Consider the following 16,152-nt stretch of genomic DNA (forward strand, 5'->3'; position numbering starts at 1 on the left):
GTCCCATTCCTTACCGTCATCGCTCTGCTGCCGCTTGCCTTGGCAGCGTGCAGCGATGCCACCTCTTCAATCGATCCGCGGACGGTGAGTCCCCTGGTGCGGGTAGCGGAGGTGGCGCCTTCCGCCCAGGCGGAGCGTTCGTTCACCGGCGTCATTGCGGCGCGAGTGCAAAGCGACCTCGGCTTCCGCGTACCCGGCAAGATCCTCGAGCGCCTGGTCGATACCGGGCAGACCGTCGAACGCGGCCAGCCACTCATGCGCATCGATCCCACGGATCTGCAGCTCGCCACGCGCGCCTTTGAGGAGGCCGTGGCCGCCGCCAGGGCGCGTGCACGCCAGACCGCGGATGACGAGGCGCGCTACCGCGCACTCGTTACCCGGGGCGCGGTGTCGGCATCGGCCTACGACAACGCCAGGGCGGCCGCCGAGTCGGCACGGGCGGAACTCAATGCAGCCGAGGCCCGGGCCAATGTTGCTCGCAACGAAGCGAACTATGCGGTCCTGCTCGCCGACGCGGACGGCGTGGTGGTGGAAACCCTGGCGGAGCCGGGCCAGGTCGTCGCGGCCGGCCAGGTGGTCGTACGTGTGGCGCATGCCGGACACCGCGAGGCGGTCGTCGCGTTGCCCGAGACCCTGCGCCCGACGCTCGGCTCCACCGGCCGTGCGACCTTGTATGGCAATGGACTCACGGGTGCTGCGACGCTTCGCCAGTTGTCGGATGCCGCCAACTCTCAGACCCGGACCTTCGAGGCCCGCTACGTGCTGGCGGATGGACTGGCGGATGCACCACTGGGCTCGACCGTTTCCATTCATATTTCTGACCGTCGGTCCGACTCGGCACTGCAGGTACCGATCGGCGCCATCTTCGATCCGGGCAAGGGGCCCGGCGTATGGCTGGTCGAAGGAGAAACGCCCCGGGTCACTTGGCAGGCCGTACAGGTGGCCGGCCTCAGCGATGAAACGGCGTCGATCGTCGGCGACCTCGAAGCGGGCGATCGCGTCGTGGCGCTCGGCGCGCATCTGCTGCACGAGGGCGAGCAGGTGCGATTCGCCGAGAGCGAGGTTACACCAGGCTTGGCCGTTAACGGCGGAGAGCAGCGATGAGCGGCTTCAATCTCTCCGCCCTCGCGGTACGCGAGCGCTCGGTCACCCTGTTTCTTATGGTGGCGATCTTCATCGCCGGCATCGTGGCCTTCCTGACGCTGGGCCGGGCAGAGGACCCCGCCTTTACCATCAAGCAGATGACCGTGGTCACGGCCTGGCCCGGGGCCACGGCCCAGGAGATGGAGGAACTGGTCGCCGAGCCCCTGGAAAAGCGCATGCAGGAACTGCGCTGGTATGACCGGACCGAGACCTTTACGCGACCGGGCCTGGCCTTCACCACGGTGTACCTGCTCGACAGCACGCCGCCTGCCGAGGTCCCCGAGCAGTTCTACCAGGCGCGCAAGAAACTCGGCGACGAGACCGGCAACCTGCCGCGTGGCGTCATCGGCCCGATGGTGAACGACGAATACGCCGATGTGACCTTTGCGCTCTACGCGTTTAAGGCCACGGGCGAGCCTCATCGACATCTCATCCGTGAGGCAGAGAGCCTGCGCCAGCGCCTGCTTCACGTGCCGGGCGTCAAGAAGGTGAACATCATCGGCGAGCAGGCCGAACGGATCTTCGTCGAATTCTCCCATGACCGCCTCGCGACCCTGGGCGTCTCCCCTCAAGCCCTCTTCGCGGCACTGAACGGGCGCAACGTGATGACGCCCGCCGGCTCGATCGAAGCCCACGGTCCGCAGGTCTTCATCCGGCTGGACGGGGCGATCGATGACCTCGAAGCGATCCGCAATACCCCGGTCACCGCGCAAGGCCGTACGCTGAAGCTCGGCGACATCGCCGAGGTGAAGCGGGGCTACGAGGATCCAGCCACCTTCCTCATCCGCAACGACGGCGAACCGACCTTGCTGCTCGGCGTAGTCATGCGCGAGGGGTGGAACGGCCTCGAGCTCGGCGAGGCACTGGAGGCGGAGGCAGCGGCGATCAACGCCGAGATGCCGCTGGGCATGAGCCTGTCCAAGGTCACGGACCAGTCGGTCAATATCAGTTCGGCCGTCGATGAGTTCATGCTCAAGTTCTTCGCCGCCCTCGGCGTGGTGATGCTGGTGGGCTTCCTCAGCATGGGCTGGCGCGCCGGCATCGTGGTCTCGGCAGCGGTGCCCCTGACCCTGGCCGCGGTCTTCATCGTCATGGCGGCCACCGGCAAGGACTTCGACCGGATCACGCTGGGCTCGCTGATCCTGGCGCTGGGGCTTTTGGTCGACGATGCGATCATCGCCATCGAGATGATGGTGGTGAAGATGGAGGAAGGCTACGACCGCACCCGCGCTGCGGCCTATGCCTGGAGCCATACCGCCGCTCCCATGCTCTCCGGGACCTTGGTGACGGCGATCGGCTTCATGCCGAACGGCTTCGCCAGGTCCACCGCCGGCGAGTACGCCGGCAATATGTTCTGGATCGTCGGCATGGCGTTGATCGCGTCGTGGATCGTGGCCGTCGTGTTCACGCCCTACCTGGGGGTGAAGCTGCTCCCGAACTTCGAGAAACGTGAGGGCGGGCACGGGGCGATCTACGATACGCCACGCTACAACAGCTTCCGCCGGTTGCTGGGTTCGGTGATCCGGCGCAAATGGCTGGTTGCGGCGGGCGTGATCGGTGCCTTCGTCGTCGCGGTCCTGGGCATGGGCGTGGTCAACAAGCAGTTCTTTCCGACTTCCGATCGGCCCGAGGTGCTGGTCGAAGTGCAGATGCCGTATGGCACCGCGATCGAGCAGACGAGTGCGGTGACCGCCAAGGTCGAGGCCTGGCTGGCCGAGCAGCCGGAAGCGACGATCGTGACCGCCTACGTCGGCCAGGGGGCGCCGCGCTTCTACCTCGCCATGGCGCCGGAGCTGCCCGATCCCTCGTTCGCCAAGATCGTCGTCCTGACGGACGACCAGGCGGCGCGTGAGGCACTCAAGCTCAGGCTGCGACAGGCGGTGGCCAACGGCCTGGCGCCGGAGGCGCGCGTACGGGTGACCCAGTTGGTGTTCGGCCCCCCCTCGCCGTTCCCCGTGGCCTTCCGCGTGATGGGGCCCGCCCCCAACACGCTGCGCGACATCGCGGGAGAGGTGCGTGCCGTGATGCAGGCCTCTCCCCAGATGAGGACGGTCAATACCGACTGGGGCGAGCGCGTGCCCACGCTGCGTTTCTCGCTCGATCAGGACCGGCTGCAGAGCCTCGGCCTGACCTCGAGCGACGTGGCCCAACAGCTGCAATTCCTGTTGAACGGCGTCCCCATTACCGAGGTGCGCGAAGACATCCGGTCGGTGGAGGTCGTAGCCCGCTCTGCCGGAGACTCGCGGCTCGATCCGAGCAAGATCGACGATTTCACCCTGGTTGGCGCGACCGGTCAGCGGATTCCGCTGTCGCAGATCGGGACGGTGGACGTCCACATGGAAGACCCGATCCTGCGCCGCCGCGATCGCATGCCGACGATCACCGTGCGCGGCGACATCGCCGAGGGCCTGCAGCCGCCGGACGTGTCCACCGCCGTGTGGAAGGAACTGCAGCCGATCATCGCCGAACTGCCGACCGGCTACCGGATCGAGCAAGGCGGTTCCATCGAGGAATCCGGCAAGGCGAATCGCGCCATGGCGCCGATCTTCCCCATCATGATCGCCCTGACGCTGATCACGATCATCTTCCAGGTCCGCTCGATCTCCGCCATGACGATGGTCTTCGCCACCGCGCCGCTGGGCCTCATCGGGGTCGTGCCCACCCTGCTGGTGTTCCAGCAGCCGTTCGGCATCAACGCCCTCGTTGGCCTGATTGCGCTGGCCGGCATCCTGATGCGCAACACCCTCATCCTGATCGGCCAGATTCACGACAACAAGAAGGCAGGACTCGCACCCTTCGACGCCGTGGTCGAGGCCACCGTGCAGCGCGCCCGCCCGGTCATCCTGACCGCGCTCGCCGCCATCCTGGCCTTCATCCCGCTCACCCAGTCGGTGTTCTGGGGAACGCTGGCCTACACCTTGATCGGCGGCACCTTCGCCGGGACGGTGCTGACCCTGGTGTTCCTGCCGGCGATGTACGCCATCTGGTTCAGGATCAAGCCGGCCCCATCGCAAAGCTGGTCGCCATCACCCCACTCCCCCTAAATAGAGAGAAACTGCCATGTCAAATTCCAAAGTTGTCGTCGTTACCGGCGTGTCATCGGGCATCGGACGTGCCGCCGCGGTGAAGTTCGTCGAGCAGGGCTGCCGGGTGTTTGGCACCGCACGCAACACGGCAAAGGCACAGCCAATACCGGGAGTCGAGCTGGTCGAGATGGATATCCGTGACGAAGCGTCAGTTCAACATGGAATCCAGACCGTCATCGCTCAGGCAAAACGCATCGACGTGCTCGTCAACAGCGCTGGCGTGACCCTGCTCGGCGCAACGGAGGAGACGTCGATTGGCGAAGCCCAGACGCTGTTCGACACCAACCTCTTCGGCCTCTTGCGCACGACCAGGGCGGTGCTGCCGCACATGCGCGAGCAGCGTGCTGGTCGCATCGTCAACGTCAGCTCGGTGTTGGGCTTTCTGCCTGCGCCATACATGGGACTCTATTCGGCATCCAAGCATGCCGTCGAAGGGCTATCCGAGACCCTGGATCACGAGGTGCGTCAATTCGGCATTCGCGTGGCACTTGTCGAACCCTCCTTCACCAAGACCAACCTGGATCTCAATGCGCCCCAGACAGCTTCCAGAATCCCTGACTACAGCAAGGAGCTAGGCGTCGTTTCCCAAGCCATCCAAAACAATGTCCAAAAAGCGCCTGAGCCCGATGGGGTCGCCACCACGATTGTCGATGCCGCGTTGGGTGCATGGAAGATGCGGCACACGCCGAAAGGCGAGGCTTCTCTTCTGAGGAAATTACGCCGCTTCATGCCCGCTGGCCCGGTCGAGAAAGGCCTCAGAAAAACGTTTGGGCTCGCCTGAATTGCTCCTCTACTTTCTCACCAGAGTATGAGCCTTACAGGCATCACGAATGGCAAACGAGGAATCGAGTATGCGTGAGTTGTGGTGGCTGGCTTGGGGCTGGTTTCTCCTTTGGCCGTAGGTGTAGAGGCCACCTGGGTCCGGCTCTTGAAGGGAGAGTCCGACATCAGGCACTTGCCCGAAACCAAGTACGGCACTAGGCATCTGGCTCCTCGTGTCACTCCAGATACAGAGTCGTCAGGCGGCGATGGTCCCCGTCGCCAGGGCGTGCTCCGTTCCGCCCCGCAGGTGGCGCTGCAGGATTTCCTGCGCACCCTCGGCATCTCGCCGCAGGGCGCAGTCGTAAAGCGCTCGGTGCTCGTCGGCGGCGATGCGGCCCCGGTAGGAGAGGGCAATGAGCTGATAGCGCAGGTACTTGTCGAAGACCGCGTTGTGCAGGTGCATCAGTACCTGGGAGCCGCAGGCCGAGGTCAGCGCTTGGTGAAACTGCCAGTCATACCGCTTCCAGAGTTCGGCGACCTGTAGATTGCCGCTCGCCATCTCCGCCTCCATGGTGGCGAGCTTGTGGTAGGCCGCTACGACTCTCGCTTCCCAGTCGATGTCCCCATGCGCAAAGGAGTCCTCCAGCGCCCGCCCCTCCACCAGAAGCCGCAATTCGGCCAGCTCGCGAGCATTCTCGGCCGATATCGGCGCGACTTCGAAGCCACGCTGACCCTCGGCGACGACGAATCCTTCCGAGGTCAGCCGGTTGAGAGCTTCGCGCAGTGTGGTCACGCTGGTGTCGTAATCCTCCTGCAGGTTGCTCAATTTCAGCTTCTTCCCCGGGGGCAGCTTGCCGGCGATGATGTCGGCGCGTATGCAGCGCCAGGCCGTCTCGCCCACCGAGGCCAGCGCCTCTGACTTGTTCAGCCTTCCGTGAATTGAGGGCGTTGGGTCCGAAGCGGCGGAGGAGAGCTGACCGGTCTCCACCGTATGTGCCACGCAGGCTGCGATATGCTGGTGCAATATACCGGCGGCACGCTCGGCGTCGCGTGCCAGGGCTGCATCCAACAGCATGCGGTGTTCCTGAGCCGCGGGTTTGCCACGAAAGATGACGGCAACGATCTGGTAACGCTGGTAGCGGTCGAAGATAGCGCCATAAATCTGGAGCAGCTCCGCCGAGCCGCACGCGGAAATCAGGGTATGGTGGAATTCACGGTCATAGCGCTTCCATTCGCCGCTGCGGCTGGTATCGCCCGCCATCATCAGGCGTTCCATGGACTCGAGCTTGTGGTACGCGCCGACCACCCGCCCTTCCCACTCCAGGTCACCCTTGTGGAATGCCTCGCGCAGGGCGTGGCACTCCAGCAGTTCGCGCAGATCGGCGAGTTGCTGAAACTCCTCCTGGGTGACGGCGGCGACCTCGAAGCCGCGCTGGCCTTCGGAACGAACCAGGCCTTCGGCGGATAGCCGATAGAGGGACTCGCGCAGGGTGCTGACGCTGGCCGAGTAGCGCTCCTTCAACGCTTCCAGGCGTAGCCGGGAGCACGGCGCCAGACGACCGCCAATGATGTCGCTGCGGATGGACCGGTAAGCGCTTTCACCCGCCGTTTCCTGTGGTACAGGCAGCAAGACCCACCTCCCTTGTTGGTACTGACCATTTTGTTCCTCGCCCGTGAAGCCAGCAAGAGAAAAACTCAATTCAAATGACATTATCAAAAATATCGTAAGAAATCGCTAAAAGCAGTTGATCACCGAAATGCGTGATGTAGCATGGAGCTGTCCAGCGTGGGTGCAAGGCATCTCGCCGCGGGCGCATCACAACGACAAGATAAAAAGGAGGCACTCCATGCCCATTCCCGCCCAATGCCGCGGCTTTCTTGCCGCCGGTGTCATGATGTTCGCAGCGACCACATCAGCCGTGACCGTCGCGCAAGACAACCCCACGCTGCGTTTCTCGGCGGTGTTCTCCGAGCAGGACATCCGGGCCGAGATGATGCAGCGCTTCGAAGAAGCCATCGCCGATGACTTCGATATGGAACTGCATTATGGCGGCACGCTCTTCAGCCAGGGCTCGGAATTGGTCGCGCTCCAGCGTGGCAACCTGGAAATGAGCAACGTCGCGCCGCAGGACGTCGCCAACCAGATCCCGGCCTGGTCCATTCTGACCTCCGCCTACCTCTTCCGTGATGCCGAGCACCTGCTGACGTTCTTCGACAGTGAAGCCGGGGAAGAAATGAAGGCCATGGCCGAGGAGCAGTTGGGTGTTCACATCCTGGGCCCGACCTTCTTCGGCACCCGCCATGTAGGGCTGGTGGACGATGAGCGGATCGAAACTCCCGAGGATATGTCCGGCGTGCGGCTACGCATGCCGCCGGGTGAGTCGTGGCAGTTCTTGGGCGAGGCGCTCGGCGCGAATCCGACCGCCATGGCTTATGCCGAGGTCTATACAGGCCTGCAGACCGGCGCCATCGACGGTCAGGACAATCCCCTGCCGAACGTCCAGAACATGCGTTTCTACGAAGTGATGGATCAGATCGCGCTGACGTCGCATCTCGTGGCGTTCGACCTGCTGATGGTTTCCTCCAGCGTCTGGAACGACATGACGCCGGAGCAGCAGCAAGCCTTCCAGGCCGCTGCTGACGAGGCGATTGCCTGGAGCACGGCGGAACATCAGCGCAAAGAGCAGGAACTGGCTGACTTTTTCCGCGAACAAGGACTCGATGTCTACACGCCGGATATCGATGCCTTCCGCGAGTACGCGCAGCAGCGGTACCTGGAATCCTCGATCTCCGACGCATGGCCGGAAGGCATGCTCGAGCGCATCAACAACCTTTGATGGCTGATGGATCGGCCGCGTCGCGGTCGATCCCACTCCACCCTGGAGGTACGCAGATGCGCCAAAGGATTCTCCGGTGGGCGGCATGGCTGCGCCATGGCGCCGAGGCCGTTGCGGCCGCCATGCTTGCCGTCATGTTCGCTTCGTTCCTGATCACGGTGCTGTTCCGCTACGTTCTTAACTGGCCGGCGGGCTGGGCCTCGGAACTGAGCACCGTGATGTGGGTCTGGCTGGTGCTGTTCGGTGCGGCCTTTCTGCTCCGCGAGCGTGACGAGATCCGCTTCGACATCTTCTACAGCAATGTTCCGCCTCCCATTCGCCGTATGATGACGGTGCTTTTCTCCCTTGGCGTCGTCGGCCTTTTCCTGGTTTCCCTGCCCGCGGTCTACGACTACGTGACCTTCATGAAGGTACAGCGCACGTCGTATCTGCGTATCCGCTACGACTGGCTGTACTCGATCTACGTGGTCTTCGCCGTGGCCATCATCATCCGCTACGGCTGGATTGGCACTCGCGCCGCACTGGGGCACGACCCGATGGCCAAACGCGACGCCGACGACGAAACACAGCGAGGTTAAGGATGGATCCCTTTACGCTCACGCTTCTGGCAATCATCGCCCTGGCGCTGTTGGGGCTGCCCATCGGGCTGTCGATGATTTCGGGCTCCATCGTCTACCTCCTCATGAACGGAATGGACATGGGGCTGGTGGCCGAGCGGTTGCTGAACAGCATGTTCACCGGCTACGTCATTCTCGCGGTGCCTCTGTTCATCCTCGCCGCGGAATTGATGAACATCGGCACCATGACCAATCGCCTGCTGCATTTCTGTAATGCCCTGGTCGGACGCTTTCGTGGCGGCCTGGCCTACGTCAACATCGCGCAGTCGATCATCTTCTCCGGCATGTCCGGGTCGGCCTTCGCCGATGCGGCAGGCTCGGGCCGGATCATCGCCAACATGATGATCCAGGACGGACGCTACACCCGCAGCTTCGCCGCTGCCCTGACGGCGAGCGCAGCGGTCATCGGGCCGATCATTCCCCCCTCGATTCCGATGGTGCTCTATGCCCTGGTGTCCAACGCCTCCATCGGCTACCTGTTTCTCGGCGGCATCATTCCCGGCTTGTTGATGGGCGCCATGCTGATGATCGTGGTGATGGTCACGGCGCGGCGCCGGCGGTTTCCGGTGGAGGAGCCCACGCCAGTACGGGAGTTGCCGGGCATTACCGTTCGCGCGTTCCCGGCGCTGATGCTACCGGTGGTACTGCTGGGCGGGATCTACAGCGGAGCGATGACACCCACCGAGGCAGCCGCCGTCGCCGCGGCCTACGCCTTCCTGATCTCGGTCCTGCTTTACCGCAACGTCAGTGTGCGCCAGGTTTACGATTCTCTCGTCGCCAGCGCCCGCTCCTCCGTCGCCATCGGCATGCTGATCGCGGGGGCACTGGTGTTCAACTACGTGGTGACGTCCGAGAACATTCCACAGGCACTGCGCATCTTCCTGGCCGATTACGACCTTTCGGCGTTGCAGTTCCTGCTGCTCGTCAATCTCGTGCTGCTTCTGCTGGGCTGTCTGCTGGAAGGCACGGCCATCATCCTGATCATCGTGCCGGTGTTCATCCCCACGGCGAATGCCCTGGGCGTCGACCTGGTGCATTTCGGCGTCATCGCGGTGGTGAACATCATGATCGGGCTGGTGACGCCGCCTTACGGGCTACTGATCTTCATCATGCAGAGCATTACCCGCGCCCCATTGCGCAGCCTGTTCCGCGATCTCGTCCCGTTCATCGCCGCGCTCTTCGTGTCGCTGGCGGTCATCACGCTCTTTCCCGATCTCGTCCTCTGGCTACCGCGACAGTTCGGCTACCAGGGCTGAATAACGATAAGAGGTAATGCCATGCCCAGCCCCATTCACGTTCTCAACGGCCCGAACCTCAACCGGCTCGGCAAGCGCGAACCGGAGATCTATGGCCATACCACGCTGGCGGAGGTCGAATCTCTGTGCCGGCAGGCCGCCGGCACCCGGCCGTTGGTGTTCCGCCAGTCCGGCTACGAAGGCCAGTTGGTCGAGTGGATTCATGAGGCCATCGATGAGCCCGCTGCCGCCATCGTCATCAACCCGGCGGGGCTGACCTTCACCTCGATCCCGATCCTCGACGCGCTCAAGATGTTTCCCGGGCCGATCATCGAGCTGCATATCTCCAACATCCATCGACGCGAGGAGATCTATCATCGCTCGCTCGTCTCGCGCATCGCCACGGCCGTGATCGCGGGGCTGGGGCCGTCCGGCTATCGGACGGCCGTCGAGGCCGCGCTACGCCTGGTCGAAGGCACCGATCCATAACCGTGTCTGGTTAATCAAGATCTGGTTAATCAAGCGCCCCAATGGCGGCCCCTTTTCAGGGGCCGCTCTCGTTTAATGGCTCCCATTTCATCCCCCCAAGAGTCTCCGGCCTGTCTGGCCATTGCATAAATTGGAACAAAGTTCTAAATTATTCAAAACAGCTTCTCAGCGAACCTCTACATGGCCGACATACGACAGGATTACGACCTGGTGGTGGTAGGTTCCGGCGCCGCCGGCCTCGCCGCCGCCGTCACCGCCGCCTACCAGGGTCTCGAAGTAGCCGTGGTAGAAAAAGCCGATGCGCTGGGCGGCGCTACCGCCTGGTCAGGCGGCTGGATGTGGGCCCCGCTCAATCCGCTGGCCAAGGCGGCCGGCATCGATGAAGATCCAGAGACCGTGCGTACCTACCTGCGTCATGAGCTGGGTGAACACTATGACGCGGCGAAGATCGACGCCTTCCTCGACGCCGCACCGCGGATGGTCGCCTTCTTCCATGAGAAAACCGCGCTGCAGTTCGCCGACGGCAACGCCATCGCCGACATCCACGGCGACACGCCCGGGGCCGGCACCGGCGGCCGCTCGGTGATCGCCGCTCCCTTCGACGGACGCCAACTGAGCAGTGCGACATTGGCCAAGCTGCGCAAGACCATGCCGGAGACAGCCTTCCTCGGCATGCCGATCCAAGCCGGGCCGGACCTCGCGGCCTTCCTGACCGCTACCCGCTCGCTGAAATCCTTCGTGCACGTGGCCCGACGCCTCACCCGCCATTGCCTCGACCTGGCCCGCTACGGCCGTGCCATGCAGCTGGTCAACGGGGTGGCCCTGATAGGGCGATTGGCCAAGTCCGCCGAGAACCTGGGCGTGGAGATGCACGTCTCATCCTCGGCGAAACGCCTGATCAAGGAGGATGAACGGGTCACCGGCGTGGTGGTCGAGGGCTCGCAGGGGCAGGTGACCCTGCGAGCCCGATGTGGCGTGGTGCTGGCCGCCGGTGGCTTCCCCTGGGACGTCGAGCGCCGCCGGGAACTCTTCCCGCGCACGCCGACGGGCCAGGAGCACTGGCCCCTGCCGCCCCCCTCCGCCAATGGCGACGGCCTGCGTCTGGGCGAGTCGGTGGGCGGCACGGTGGCCACCGACCTCCACTCACCGGTGGCCTGGGCACCGGTGTCGCTGGTGCCCTGGGGTGATGGCCGTGTCGGTCACTTCCCGCATATCATCGACCGCGGCAAGCCGGGCCTGATCGGCGTCCTGCAAAGCGGCAGGCGCTTCGTCAACGAGGCCGGCGGCTACTACGACTACGTGGACGCCATGGTCAAGGCGGTGCCCGAGGGCGAGGAGGTCTGCTCCTGGCTGATCTGCACGCACCACTTCCAGCGTCGTTATGGCCTCGGCATCACCCGTCCGGCGCCGGTCCCCTTCAGGCACTGGATCCGCAAGGGCTACCTCAAGCGCGGCAGGACACTCGCCGAGCTGGCGCAAGCCTGCGGTATCGACCCGGACGGCCTCGCGGCCACCGTGGCCGACTACAACCGCCACGCCGCCCGGGGCGAGGACCTCGAGTTCGGCCGTGGCTCCACTCCCTACAACCGCAAGCAGGGCGACCCTGCCCACGGCCCCAATCCCTGCGTAGCACCCCTGGACCAGGGTCCTTTCTATGCAGTGAAGGTAGTCCCGGGCTGCTTCGGCACCTTCGCCGGCCTCGGGACCAACGAGCATGCCCAGGTGCTGAACGCCCAGGGCACGCCGATCGAGGGCCTCTATGCGGCGGGCAGCGATATGGCCAGCCTCATGGGTGGCTTCTACCCGGCCGGCGGCATCAACCTGGGCCCGGCCATGACCTTTGGCCATATCGCCGGCCTGCATGCCGCGGGACGGATACGGCACGACGCCGCGAACGCCGGAGCCGACACCGCCCATGCGTGAGCCGATCTTCTCCCTCGCCGCCCTCACCGTACTCGAGCTGTCGCCCCCCGAGATGGTCGAGGTCGCCGCCCAGGCCGGCTATGAGGCCGTGGGCCTGCGGCTGATTCCCGCCACGCCGAAGGAGCACCACTTCCCGCTGGCCCAGGATGCCGGTCTGTTATGGCGTACCCGGCAGCGCCTGCGCGAAACCGGGCTACGAGTGCTTGATATCGAGATCCTGCGCCTGAAGCCCGACACCGCCGTGGGCCGGGATTTCCGCCAGGTGCTGGAGATCGGCGCCGAGCTGGGCGCCAGCGAGGTGCTGGTGGCGGGGAACGACGACGATGAGGCACGTACCGTCGACAACTTTGCCGCCCTGTGCGAGCTGGCCGCCCCGCTGGGCCTGCATCCGCATCTGGAGTTCATGCCCTGGACGGGAGTGAAGAACCTGGCCCAGGCGCACCGCATCGTCGCCGCCGCGCGCCAGGCCGGGCAGGGCAACGCCTGCCTGCTGGTCGACGCCTTCCATTTCAACCGCTCGGCCAGCCGCCTGGGGGATCTTGTGCAGGTGCCGCCGGACTGGCTGCGCTACGTGCAGCTGTGCGACGTGGCCGGCCCGATTCCGGACAGCATGGAAGCGATCCTGCATGAGGCGAGGCAGCAACGCCGCTTCCCCGGTGATGGCGATATCGACCTGGCAGCCCTGCTGGCAGCCCTACCCTCGGGCCGGCCGTTAAGCCTCGAGATTCCCACTGAATCGCTGCGTCGCCGAGGCGTCACCGCACTGGAGCGGGCACGGCGGGCGCTCGAGGCGGCACGTGCCGTCGTTGTCGGTTGATACTGGTTCGCTGAGAAGCGGCGCCGGCGAACGATCATGGCTCCCTGAGCAGCTCACGGCGGTAATGGGCATAGAGGGTGGCGGCCTGCTCGTCGGCAGCGGCGCGCTTGGCCTCGTCCTCGCAGAAGCGCTTGAAGGCGTCGACACCCTGGAAGACGAATAGCCCGACACCACTCATCACCTCTGCCCCCGCAGCCTTGGCGGCAGCGACGAACTCGGTGATTGCCGGCACATAAACGGCATCGAAGATCCAGTGGTGCGCCACGATCAGCTCCGCGGGCAGCGGGCAGCCCGGGCTCTTTTCGTGGCCGATGGGGGTGCAGTTGACCAGGCCGTCGCAGGCCGGCACCGTCTCGGCCAGTTGTTCCGGGGTAATGGTGGAGGCGGCAAATCCCTGGGCCTTCAGCTCCTCGGCCAGCTGACGCGACTTCGTCGGGTCCAGGTCCATCAGCACTATCTCTGAAGCGCCGAGCCGGCCCAGGCCGAAGGCGACCGCCTTGCCCACGCCTCCGGTACCAAGCAGCAATACCCGCCCCGGCTCACGCTCGCCGAGAGTGGCACGAAAGCCGCTGATGAAACCGGTGAAATCGGTATTCTCGGCGAAGATGCCATCCTCTTCGAAGACCAGCGTATTGGCGGCTCCGACCATCCGCGCCCCCTCGGAAGCGCGATCGGCAAGGCGCACGGCATCCTCTTTCCAGGGATAGGTGACATTGACGCCCCGGTATCCGACGGCCATCACCTTCCTTACCTGACTCTCGAGCGATTCGATCGGCTGCTCGTTGGCGTCGAACAGGTCATAGGTGGCGGGTATGCCGGTCAACTTACCGAGCCGCACATGCAGATCCGGCGAGCTGGAGTTCATTATTGCCTTGCCGATCAAGCCCAATTTCATAACGCCGTCTCCTGAACGGGGCGAACGAGTTCGCATAGATCGCGAAAATCAATCCCGGAACAACCACTCACTGTTAGTTCTCAGCCGGCCTTGGCCTGGGCCGCGAGGCGGATGCCGGCGTTGGCCTCGCCGAACTTCTGGTAGTCGCCGCGCCGTTCGACGATCTCGAAGAAGAAGCGCCCCGAGAAGGTCTCGGTATAGGCATGCAGGAAGTCGCCGTCCTCGTTGCGATCGAACAGGATGTTGCGCGAACGCAGGGCGTCGAGCAGTTCCGGGGCGATGTCGAAGCGTGTCTCCAGGTCGTCGTAGTAGTTGCGCGGAATCTTCAACAGCGGCAGCCCGCGGGCCAGGATTTCGTCCACGGTGGCGATGATGTCGCGGCTCTCGAAGGCAATCTGCTGCACGCCGCCGCGAAACTCGCTGAGGAAGCGCCCCGGCTGGGTCTCGCGAGCCTGGGAGACGGTGAGCGGCAGGCGAATGCTGCGGTCGGGGCTGACCACCGCCTGGCTGACCATCATGCCGTGAGGGTCGACGATCTCGTTCTCTGCCTCGGCGGCAAAGCCGAATACGGTGCGGTAGAACAGCTGCCAGCCCAGCAGTTGCGTCGCCGGCAAAACGTATGAGAGATGGTCGATACGCACCAGGCCCGCTTCGTCGCGGCTCTCCTGGTCGAAAAGCTCGAAGTCGGTGCGCCACTGCAGGTCGTCGGCGGCCGCCTCGTCCACCAGGTAGATCAGGCTGCCCTCGACGCCACGCAGCGCCGGGATTTCCATCTCCCCCTCCCCCACCTGGCTGCGGAACAGCGGCGCCTTGAAGGCCCGGGCACGCTCCAGCGCCCGCACCACGTCGTCGACCCGAAAGCCCACGGCGCACACCGAGGTGCCATGCAGTAGCCGAAAGGTGTGGGCGAAGCTGTCGGTCTCGAAATTGAGTACCAGGTGGATCTCGCCCTGCTTCCATAGCTCCACGTTCTTGGAGCGATGGCGCCCCACATGGCGAAAACCCAGCGCATCGATGAACTCGCCCAGGGGGCCGGCGCTCTCCTCGTCGAGGGTGAACTCGATGAAATGCACACCATGGTAGTGTGGCGCGGCTGGCAGCTCGCTCGCCCAAGGCCCGGCATCGACCAGGTTCTCGAGCCAGATCAGCGAGCGCAGGCCATCTAGGGCAGTCACCTCGGTCGGGGCGGCGCGGAAGGCATCACTGAAGATCTCGAGCGAAAGGGGCCCGTCATAGCCCGACTTGCCCAGCTCGGCCATGAAAGCCTGGAGCGGCAGGCGTCCCTGGCCGGGAAAGCAGCGGAAATGTCGGCTCCACTGCAGGATGTCCATGTCCAGCAGCGGCGCATCGGCCAGTTGGACGAAGAAGATCTTCTCCTTGGGGATCTTGCCGATGGCGGAGAGGTCGTGCCGGCGAGAGAGGATATGGAAACTGTCGAGTACCACACCAAGATTGGGATGGTCGGCACGGCGAACCACCTCCCAGGCGTCGCGATAGTCGGAGATATGGCGCCCCCAGGCCAGTGCCTCGAAACCAATACGAATGCTTCGCCGGGCGGCCCGTTCCGCCAGCTCGCGCAGATCGGCCACGGTGCGATCCATATCGTCGATGCTCTGGGGCGAGACGTTGCTGCACACCAGCAGGAAATCGGTGCCGAGCTGCTCCATCAGGTCGAACTTGCGCTCGGCACGCTGAAAGTTGCGGCTACGCTGTGGCTCGGGCATGGCCTCGAAGTCGCGAAACGGCTGGAAGGCGACGATGGCCAGACCCAGACGCTCGCAGAGCCGGCGCACCTCCTCGGGTGAGCCGTCGAACGAGAGCAGATCGTTCTCGAAGATCTCCACACCCTCGAAGCCCGCACGAGCGATCGCTTCCAGCTTGGTCCTGAGATCGCCGCTCAAGCAGACCGTGGCAATGGCACGCATCCTCATCCCCTCCCGGCCCCTATCGCCTGACAGCGATGAGCAGCCTTCTTGTTCGTTCAAGATTCCATCGTCCCGCCTCGCGCAGAACTGGAACACGGTTTCGATGTTCGCATGACGGCCTTAAGTTCGCAATATCTACGGCTCTCGTCGAGTTCCCATCGGGATGAGCCTTTCTTGGGCTTCGAGGAATATCATAGAGGTGCACTTTGCCCTTGGCTCCCTTCTTTGCTTTTTGGCGCACCAGCGTTGGCAGCGCCATGTATTAAACCTTCGTCGCAGAAAACCCTCTGGGCATTGACAGTATTGGAAGGGAGTTCTAGTGTTCGCAAAAAGCACTATCGTTCGCAAAGCGAACACAAGTTCACTCCTGCCAAGACAGGAAGCGTCATCAGTCGACATAACAACCAATCACAACACCCCCCG

Annotated in this window: 12 protein-coding genes and 1 pseudogene; 10 read left to right on the forward strand and 3 right to left on the reverse strand. The window is 64.2% G+C overall.

From position 1 onward, the window contains the following. Positions 1–84 precede the first annotated feature (84 nt). From ACRWQA_RS20210 to ACRWQA_RS20225, 4 genes and pseudogenes are all read left to right on the forward strand, one after another. On the forward strand, positions 85–1,104 hold the full coding sequence (locus tag ACRWQA_RS20210) for an efflux RND transporter periplasmic adaptor subunit (RefSeq protein ID WP_446326220.1): 1,020 nt from the start codon (positions 85–87) through the stop codon (positions 1,102–1,104). Next, entirely contained in the window at positions 1,101–4,187 is a 3,087-nt protein-coding gene (locus tag ACRWQA_RS20215) for an efflux RND transporter permease subunit (RefSeq protein ID WP_434230606.1), read from the forward strand. The genes ACRWQA_RS20210 and ACRWQA_RS20215 overlap by 4 nt, the downstream gene beginning before the upstream one ends. Before the next feature lie 16 nt (positions 4,188–4,203). Continuing rightward, positions 4,204–5,010, forward strand: a complete 807-nt coding sequence (locus ACRWQA_RS20220) for an oxidoreductase (protein WP_434230608.1) — start codon at positions 4,204–4,206, stop codon at positions 5,008–5,010. Positions 5,011–5,094: 84 nt separating this feature from the next. Beyond that, a pseudogene (locus ACRWQA_RS20225) lies at positions 5,095–5,220 on the forward strand (beta-ketoacyl-ACP synthase II); the annotation flags it as partial. Between the two features lie 27 nt (positions 5,221–5,247). On the opposite strand, the gene ACRWQA_RS20230 reads toward ACRWQA_RS20225, so the two are convergent. Then, positions 5,248–6,621, reverse strand: coding sequence for a GntR family transcriptional regulator (locus ACRWQA_RS20230; RefSeq protein WP_434230610.1), 1,374 nt, complete (start codon positions 6,619–6,621; stop codon positions 5,248–5,250). 217 nt (positions 6,622–6,838) lie between these two features. On the opposite strand from ACRWQA_RS20230, the gene dctP reads away from it, so the two are divergent. The 6 genes from dctP to ACRWQA_RS20260 all read left to right on the forward strand — a co-directional run bounded on the left by dctP (position 6,839) and on the right by ACRWQA_RS20260 (position 12,909). Next, positions 6,839–7,828, forward strand: a complete 990-nt coding sequence (dctP, locus tag ACRWQA_RS20235; RefSeq protein ID WP_263581512.1) for a TRAP transporter substrate-binding protein DctP — start codon at positions 6,839–6,841, stop codon at positions 7,826–7,828. Between the two features lie 56 nt (positions 7,829–7,884). Then, a complete protein-coding gene (locus ACRWQA_RS20240) occupies positions 7,885–8,406 on the forward strand; it encodes a TRAP transporter small permease (RefSeq protein ID WP_263581513.1) in 522 nt (173 codons plus the stop codon). A gap of 2 nt (positions 8,407–8,408) precedes the next feature. Beyond that, positions 8,409–9,701 (forward strand): TRAP transporter large permease, encoded by a 1,293-nt coding sequence (locus tag ACRWQA_RS20245; RefSeq protein WP_263581514.1) that lies wholly within the window; start codon positions 8,409–8,411, stop codon positions 9,699–9,701. Positions 9,702–9,722: 21 nt separating this feature from the next. Beyond that, complete coding sequence (locus ACRWQA_RS20250; RefSeq protein ID WP_446326221.1) at positions 9,723–10,169, forward strand: type II 3-dehydroquinate dehydratase; 447 nt, start codon at positions 9,723–9,725, stop codon at positions 10,167–10,169. Positions 10,170–10,349: 180 nt separating this feature from the next. Next, a complete protein-coding gene (locus ACRWQA_RS20255) occupies positions 10,350–12,092 on the forward strand; it encodes an FAD-dependent oxidoreductase (RefSeq protein WP_434229676.1) in 1,743 nt (580 codons plus the stop codon). Next, positions 12,085–12,909: a sugar phosphate isomerase/epimerase family protein gene (locus tag ACRWQA_RS20260; RefSeq protein WP_434229678.1), complete on the forward strand. Its 825-nt coding sequence runs from the start codon at positions 12,085–12,087 to the stop codon at positions 12,907–12,909. Before ACRWQA_RS20255 ends, ACRWQA_RS20260 begins: the two co-directional genes overlap by 8 nt. 34 nt (positions 12,910–12,943) lie before the next feature. Here the strand turns inward: ACRWQA_RS20260 and ACRWQA_RS20265 are convergent, their stop codons facing one another. Both ACRWQA_RS20265 and ACRWQA_RS20270 read right to left on the reverse strand, forming a co-directional pair. Further along, complete coding sequence (locus tag ACRWQA_RS20265; RefSeq protein ID WP_434229681.1) at positions 12,944–13,804, reverse strand: shikimate dehydrogenase family protein; 861 nt, start codon at positions 13,802–13,804, stop codon at positions 12,944–12,946. Between the two features lie 80 nt (positions 13,805–13,884). Then, positions 13,885–15,729, reverse strand: a complete 1,845-nt coding sequence (locus tag ACRWQA_RS20270) for a bifunctional sugar phosphate isomerase/epimerase/4-hydroxyphenylpyruvate dioxygenase family protein (RefSeq protein ID WP_434229683.1) — start codon at positions 15,727–15,729, stop codon at positions 13,885–13,887. Positions 15,730–16,152: the final 423 nt, after the last annotated feature.

The sequence above is a fragment of the Billgrantia sp. C5P2 genome, from assembly GCF_051062895.2.

Excerpts from the sequence above, each read along its gene's own strand:
- ACRWQA_RS20250 (WP_446326221.1), top strand. The coding sequence starts at position 9,723 with ATGCCCAGCCCCATTCACGTTCTCAACGGCCCGAACCTCAACCGGCTC.
- ACRWQA_RS20265 (WP_434229681.1), bottom strand. The coding sequence starts at position 13,804 with ATGAAATTGGGCTTGATCGGCAAGGCAATAATGAACTCCAGCTCGCCG.
- ACRWQA_RS20215 (WP_434230606.1), top strand. The coding sequence starts at position 1,101 with ATGAGCGGCTTCAATCTCTCCGCCCTCGCGGTACGCGAGCGCTCGGTC.
- ACRWQA_RS20260 (WP_434229678.1), top strand. The coding sequence starts at position 12,085 with ATGCGTGAGCCGATCTTCTCCCTCGCCGCCCTCACCGTACTCGAGCTG.
- ACRWQA_RS20270 (WP_434229683.1), bottom strand. The coding sequence starts at position 15,729 with ATGCGTGCCATTGCCACGGTCTGCTTGAGCGGCGATCTCAGGACCAAG.
- ACRWQA_RS20240 (WP_263581513.1), top strand. The coding sequence starts at position 7,885 with ATGCGCCAAAGGATTCTCCGGTGGGCGGCATGGCTGCGCCATGGCGCC.
- ACRWQA_RS20245 (WP_263581514.1), top strand. The coding sequence starts at position 8,409 with ATGGATCCCTTTACGCTCACGCTTCTGGCAATCATCGCCCTGGCGCTG.
- ACRWQA_RS20255 (WP_434229676.1), top strand. The coding sequence starts at position 10,350 with ATGGCCGACATACGACAGGATTACGACCTGGTGGTGGTAGGTTCCGGC.
- ACRWQA_RS20220 (WP_434230608.1), top strand. The coding sequence starts at position 4,204 with ATGTCAAATTCCAAAGTTGTCGTCGTTACCGGCGTGTCATCGGGCATC.
- dctP (WP_263581512.1), top strand. The coding sequence starts at position 6,839 with ATGCCCATTCCCGCCCAATGCCGCGGCTTTCTTGCCGCCGGTGTCATG.